Source organism: Paraburkholderia sp. SIMBA_054, from assembly GCF_046534875.1.
GTDB classification, from domain to species: domain Bacteria; phylum Pseudomonadota; class Gammaproteobacteria; order Burkholderiales; family Burkholderiaceae; genus Paraburkholderia; species Paraburkholderia hospita.
Genome location: NZ_JAWRXV010000563.1, coordinates 1 through 288, shown reverse-complemented (window position 1 = coordinate 288; position 288 = coordinate 1). Strand labels below are relative to the sequence as shown.

1 protein-coding gene is annotated in these 288 nt (G+C 60.8%); it reads left to right on the top strand.

What is annotated here, in order from left to right:
- Positions 1 to 94: 94 nt before the first annotated feature.
- A partial coding sequence (locus SB822_RS56350; protein ID WP_410859012.1) for a hypothetical protein occupies positions 95 to 288 on the top strand: 194 nt, incomplete at its 3' end.

Sequence of the window (288 nt, the reverse complement as noted above, 5' to 3'; positions counted from 1 at the left end):
AACCGGGCATGTCCGAGATTCCGCGGCAAATCACACCCGAAGGCAATGTGCTTCGCGTCAGAAGCCGCGTGGCATCCGTGCAGGTTATCCGCTGATGCAGTCGCAAAGCTATCAGGGCTACGATGTCTGGGGGCACGCCATTCCTGAGCAGGAGGGCATCCTGCAGCCGGAGCGCTATGCAGCGAGCGGAACCATCACGCTTGGCGGTAAGCTAATCCATGCTTCGGGTATCCTTGGTCACTTTGGAAGTGAAGGGGACGCCGAGCTAGCAGGCCTGGACTGGGCCCG